Annotated in this window: 7 protein-coding genes and 1 pseudogene; 2 read left to right on the top strand and 6 right to left on the bottom strand. The window is 62.0% G+C overall.

Annotated features, from left to right (window positions below; genetic code table 11):
* The 4 genes from EN935_RS22065 to EN935_RS22050 all read right to left on the bottom strand — a co-directional run.
* The coding region (locus EN935_RS22065) for a hypothetical protein (RefSeq protein WP_056593642.1) at nucleotides 1-405 on the bottom strand (405 nt) is incomplete at its 3' end.
* Nucleotides 405-629, bottom strand: a complete 225-nt coding sequence (locus EN935_RS22060) for a hypothetical protein (RefSeq protein WP_109663043.1) — start codon at nucleotides 627-629, stop codon at nucleotides 405-407. The genes EN935_RS22065 and EN935_RS22060, both read right to left, overlap by 1 nt.
* Before the next feature lie 347 nt (nucleotides 630-976).
* Entirely contained in the window at nucleotides 977-1186 is a 210-nt protein-coding gene (locus tag EN935_RS22055; RefSeq protein ID WP_010915421.1) for a cold-shock protein, read from the bottom strand.
* A 425-nt stretch (nucleotides 1187-1611) separates the two neighbouring features.
* Nucleotides 1612-2265 (bottom strand): glutathione S-transferase family protein, encoded by a 654-nt coding sequence (locus tag EN935_RS22050; protein ID WP_109663040.1) that lies wholly within the window; start codon nucleotides 2263-2265, stop codon nucleotides 1612-1614.
* A 189-nt stretch (nucleotides 2266-2454) separates the two neighbouring features.
* Between EN935_RS22050 and EN935_RS22045 the strand changes: the two genes are divergently transcribed.
* A complete protein-coding gene (locus EN935_RS22045) occupies nucleotides 2455-2643 on the top strand; it encodes a CsbD family protein (protein WP_164757673.1) in 189 nt (62 codons plus the stop codon).
* A gap of 55 nt (nucleotides 2644-2698) precedes the next feature.
* Here the strand turns inward: EN935_RS22045 and EN935_RS22040 are convergent, their stop codons facing one another.
* Nucleotides 2699-3832 (bottom strand): metallophosphoesterase, encoded by a 1134-nt coding sequence (locus EN935_RS22040; protein ID WP_127263998.1) that lies wholly within the window; start codon nucleotides 3830-3832, stop codon nucleotides 2699-2701.
* Nucleotides 3833-3960: 128 nt separating this feature from the next.
* The gene (locus EN935_RS22035) at nucleotides 3961-4641 is read right to left on the bottom strand and encodes a TetR/AcrR family transcriptional regulator (RefSeq protein WP_127263996.1); all 681 of its coding nucleotides are present in this window, start codon (nucleotides 4639-4641) and stop codon (nucleotides 3961-3963) included.
* Between the two features lie 93 nt (nucleotides 4642-4734).
* Here EN935_RS22035 and EN935_RS22030 point away from each other — a divergent pair.
* Nucleotides 4735-4954 (top strand): annotated as a pseudogene (locus EN935_RS22030) (NIPSNAP family protein); the annotation flags it as partial.

Here is a 4954-nt window from a genome sequence, read left to right as displayed (position 1 = left end):
GTCCTCGTCGACGAAGCGCGATGATGGTGCGCGCGGATTGCGCAGGCGGCCGATCAGCGCCGAAACCGCCGTGATGTTCATTTCCTCGGGCGACCAGTTTCTGACTTCCGCGATGTGGTGCACTGCCAGCTCGCGATGCGTGCTGCCGCTGTAGGCGGCGTCCTGATGCGTCACGCGCTCATGGGTCTTGGCGTCTTCGCGGACATACTCGATCAAGTAGTTCGGGCATTCGGCGCGACCACGCACACCGAGCCGCACCTGGGCATCGCCATGGGCGCGCTTGCAGCGCTCCAGCTTCTCCAGCACCCGGCGCACATATTCGACCGGCTTGTTGAGGCCTTCGACCACGTCGGCGATGGTCGAGTCGGCGGCGATCAGTTTCGGAGGCACGCGCTTGGTAGCCATCAGCGTCTTCCGGCTCGCTTCGGCAAAGCGGCCAGCGCCGCGGCGGCGGCCAACTCATCGGCCTCCTTCTCCAGGCGCTGTTCACGCAGGCGCGCGGTCTTGGCTTCCCGCGCCTCGCTGACGGCATCGCGTTCGGAATTGATGCGGTTGAGTGACATCGACTGGGTTTGCGTCTTGCTGAACAAGGACACGGCCTGTTCGACTGTCTTCGAATGAGCGGTCAAAATCTTTCTCCTGTCAGGAGCCTGTGCCGATGGAGCGAGACCGGGTCTTCGGTCAAGACGACGCACAGAGCAAATACGGCAGCGGATTCAAATTGCTGGAGCGTCCTTTAGCACGTCCAGGCCGGCGCGCAGCGCACTTTCGGCGACAAGACGCGCAAAATGAAAAAGGCCAGGCACCGCCTGACCTTCCGTAAGAGAACGCCGTGCATCCAGACGGATGCACAAGGCACGCTCCTCTCATGCGCATGACATGCCGTGGAAACTCAGGTCTCCGCGGCCATGCGCCCGAATTCGCCACTCACCGGTGCCAGTACATCCGTGGTCACCGGGAGAGCTGAATTCTTTTTTCAGGCCGCCTTCAACTGGTCGGCGGACATCTTGCCCGACTTGTTGTCGCGGACCATCTCGTAGCCGAGCTTCTGGCCCTCGACGATGTCGCGCATACCGGCGCGCTCTACGGCCGAGATGTGGACAAAAACGTCGGCTGAGCCGTCGTCAGGCTGAATAAAACCAAAACCTTTGGTGGCGTTGAACCATTTAACTGTGCCGGTGCTCATGACGAACCCTTTCCATGGCAAATATTCGTTCGACGCCATGCGGATGCACAACGTCGTTTGTCCCGATTTTTGATGTGGGAAGTTCGTCAAAGGCGCGCTCGAAAGCGCGGATAACAAAAGTCAGTCAAACAAATATCGACGAAATGCTTTTAGGCTTCTTTTGGCGCGCTGTCAAATCTGCATCCGCCACACCTGCGCAATTCTCCCAAAACACCTGGCCAAAACACCTGGCATGACGGCAAATCGGACGCCAAACGGCGCGCTTGCGCCAACTCAAAAAAATTTCGCGGCATCCGGGAACCATCTGCGCAAACGCGCATTTATTCCGTGTCATCAGCAATTCATGAGAGCAATCGAAGAAAGGTTGATGGCAAAGACGCCCCCCGCACGATAAAAGGTGCGAGGGGCGTTTTCGTTTGGATCACCTATTCGTCCGGGCCGGGTTCCGGCCACGTCTCCTTGGCCGCCTCGGCATACCAGTGCCGCATCGCCGGCGTTGCCAGCACGGCATCGACATAGGCTCGCATATCCGGCGCAAGCGTGCCGCCATAGGTGTCGAAGCGGGTCACGACCGGTGCATACATGGCGTCGGCCGCGGTGAAATGGCCAAACAGGAACGGACCGCCCTTGCCGTATTTTTCCCGGCACTCGCGCCACAACGCCTCGATGCGCTCGCGTTGCGCCTCGCCTTCGGCATCGAGCGGCTTATGGCCCTTCGGCCGACGCAAATTCATCGGCCAGCCGTAGCGAACTTCACGGAAACCGGAATGCATCTCGGTCGCGGCAGAGCGCGCCAGTGCGCGGGCGTCGATATCGGCCGGCCAGAGATTTTTTTCCGGAAACAGGTCAGCCAGATATTCAAGGATGGCAAGGGTTTCCCAGATGATCTTGCCATTGTGATTCAAGACGGGCACCTGGCCGGTCGGCGACACTTTCGCCAGATTGGTAAAGGTCTCAGGCGTGCGCAGCCGCACGAAACCCTCCTCGAACGGGATTTCCAGATGTCTCATCGCGACCCATGGCCGGAGCGACCATGAGGAAAAGCACTTGTTGCCGATGAAGAGTGTGAATTCAGCCATTTGTCTCCCCCGCATGCGCGATCACCCAAATCCTTTGGTCGGCGCGCGTCACCAGCCTATAGCCTGCCCGCCTTGCCACAGGAAGCGGCTGCCCGAGCTCACCTGTCGACCGGGAACGCGTGGAACCTAAACGACACCGGCTCGTTTGCTTTCGCGGATGAATTCCGCCGAATTCAAAACTCCCAGGAGATGCGAAAAATGGTGAACAAGGATCAGGTCGCGGGCGTGGCCAAGCAGATCAAGGGCTCGATCAAGGAAGCCGCCGGCAAGGCAACCGGCAACAGGCAGACCCAGGCTGAAGGCACGGCCGACAGGATCGCCGGCAAGGTGCAGAAGGCCTATGGCGACGTGAAGGACAAGGTCAAGAAGGCGCTCTGATCCGACATCGAGAACGCTCTTTTATTGGGAAAGGCGGTCGCGAGGGCCGCCTTTTTCATGTGCTCCAGCCTTTGCTGAAAGCATAGGTGAAGGCGACCTCGCCATGATCACCGGTCGCCTCGCCCAGCACCACATCCATGCCGTCGCTAGTCACCCTGGCCAGTGCGAAACCGCCCATATAGGCGGCCTTCGGCTTGAACAGATCGAGCCCGTCACGGCGATAGATCAGCGGCGTTTCGTGCTGGTGGCCATGGAAGATGCCGACGACATTGTAGCCCTTGAGCGCCGCCAGAAGCGCCTGCCGGTCGGCCTCGCTCCACCAATGCGGCGCGCCAGCGCCGTCATCGTCGAAGTGCCTTTTGGCGGCATCCCAGCGTTCTATCGAGAAAATGTCCCAACCATAGTGCTGGAACAGAATGACCGGACGGCCGTCCGCCGCATAGGTCGCCAGATCCTGCTTCAGCCATGGCAGGCTGCTCTCGGCGCCATGGCCAGTGTCGCCGGCGAAACGATGCGTCTGGATCAGATGCAGGCCGCCCCAGTCCCAGGAATAGCAGTCGGTGTCGACATCATAGTCGGTGGCCGGCACTGGCGGCTTGAAGAACACGCCGGCGCGATGGTTGACCTCGACATAGTCGCGCAGTTCGCGTCGGTACCAGTCGACATGGTGCGGCGGCCCGTTCTGGTCGAGATCATGGTTGCCGAGCCCGACATAAACCGGCATGTGCACGCGATCCGGGCCGACGCCCTGCTGGTAGCGCTGGCTGAACTGGAGCAGTTGGGTGCCCTCGCTCGGCTGCGTAATCTGGCCGCCGCCGTCATCGGTCATGTCACCGCCGACGACGAGGCCGAGCGGCGTGCCGATGCGGCTGCCCGCCGAGCGCAGGCCGGTGGCGACGCCGTTGATCTCGACCGGCCAGTCCTTGTCGCCAAGATCGTTGAGCGCTGCCACGTTGCGCAGCAGCGCGGCGTCGGTCTTGCCTTCCTGCAGGCAGTTGGGGCTCAACCCGCTCGCCATGCGGCAGGCATGGACATCGGCGATGAACAGGAAGGTAGCGTCGATGGACTGGACGCGCTGGCCGGTCTGGCTGAATGCCGGACGCGAAAATGCGCCGGCCGCGGCAAATCCTGCCATCTGCTTCAGCAGGCTGCGCCGGGAAATCGAGTGGATCGGCAAGCGAGTCATCATGCGCGAAATTCAGCACAGGCGGCCCCCTGCCGTCCAGTTGCCGTCGCCACGCATCGACACCGCCGCCGCTCGCTCGGTAGCGCCGCAACGTCAAAGCGGCCGCGTCGAAATCCCTCGTCGCTGCGGTATCAAAGGGTTCTTGGTCGTAGCAGCACCCTGCGGCGGCGCCTGGCTGCCAATCCGCCCTGCGATGATGACAGCGCGCTCCGCTCCAGTCCTGCCAGGCAATCCCGCAGCACGCTCGCATCCTGCGCCGTCTTGGCCATCGACATCGCCCCGGAATAGGCGGCGACCGCCAGCGCGGCGAAGCGCTCGGGATCTGTGTCCTCATCCCTGCCCGCCTGCTGGTCGGCTCGCAGCTTGTCGGAAATCGCCCGCCGCCACCCGGCAAAAATACCGGCAAGGGCAATCCGGAAATCCGGATCGGCAAGCGACAGTTCGTGCGCCAGATTGTTGAGCGGGCAGCCGCGCACGAAACCCTGCTGCTCCAACTCCGCCGCCACGGCCTCGAACACCGCGCGCACGCCTTCGCGTGCAGTGCTGGCCGCCAGCACCGGCGCGATCCATGTCTCTTCGACCGCTGCGGCGACACGCTCGTCGATCACCGCCAGCGCCAGCGCCTTCTTGGTCGGGAAATGGTGATGCAACGCGCCACCGCTGACACCCGCCGCCGCCATCAGGTCGCCGAAGCTAGAGGCATGATAGCCGCGCGCCTGGAACGCGACCTCAGCGACATCGAGCACCTTCCGGCGCATGCCTTCAGGGTCGTTGATGCGTTTTCCTGGGCGCGGTTTTGGTCGAACGGTCATCTCTGCTGACATTGCCGGACATTAGCATATTGACAAAACAGGACAACCGGTCTGTTTTGAAAACAGGATGACTACCCTGTTTTGGAGAGACGGATGAACATGCCCCTGAATGCCCCGCCGAAACCCGCCGTGAGCGCCTCGCCTGTCGTCGAGCTGCGGCAATACACACTGAAGCCCGGCCGGCGCGATACGCTCATCGACATCTTCGACGGCAGACTGATCGAGGGCCAGGAGGACGCCGGAATGACCATCATCGGCCAGTTCCGGGATCTCGACCGCCCAGACATGTTCGTCTGGATGCGCGGCTTCGACG

This window comes from Mesorhizobium sp. M7D.F.Ca.US.004.03.1.1 (assembly GCF_003998635.1).
GTDB classification, from domain to species: Bacteria; Pseudomonadota; Alphaproteobacteria; order Rhizobiales; family Rhizobiaceae; genus Mesorhizobium; species Mesorhizobium loti.
This window is presented reverse-complemented; position numbering and strand designations above follow the sequence as displayed.

Excerpts from the sequence above, each read along its gene's own strand:
- EN935_RS22035 (WP_127263996.1), bottom strand. The coding sequence starts at position 4,641 with ATGACCGTTCGACCAAAACCGCGCCCAGGAAAACGCATCAACGACCCT.
- EN935_RS22040 (WP_127263998.1), bottom strand. The coding sequence starts at position 3,832 with ATGATGACTCGCTTGCCGATCCACTCGATTTCCCGGCGCAGCCTGCTG.
- EN935_RS22055 (WP_010915421.1), bottom strand. The coding sequence starts at position 1,186 with ATGAGCACCGGCACAGTTAAATGGTTCAACGCCACCAAAGGTTTTGGT.
- EN935_RS22050 (WP_109663040.1), bottom strand. The coding sequence starts at position 2,265 with ATGGCTGAATTCACACTCTTCATCGGCAACAAGTGCTTTTCCTCATGG.
- EN935_RS22045 (WP_164757673.1), top strand. The coding sequence starts at position 2,455 with ATGCGAAAAATGGTGAACAAGGATCAGGTCGCGGGCGTGGCCAAGCAG.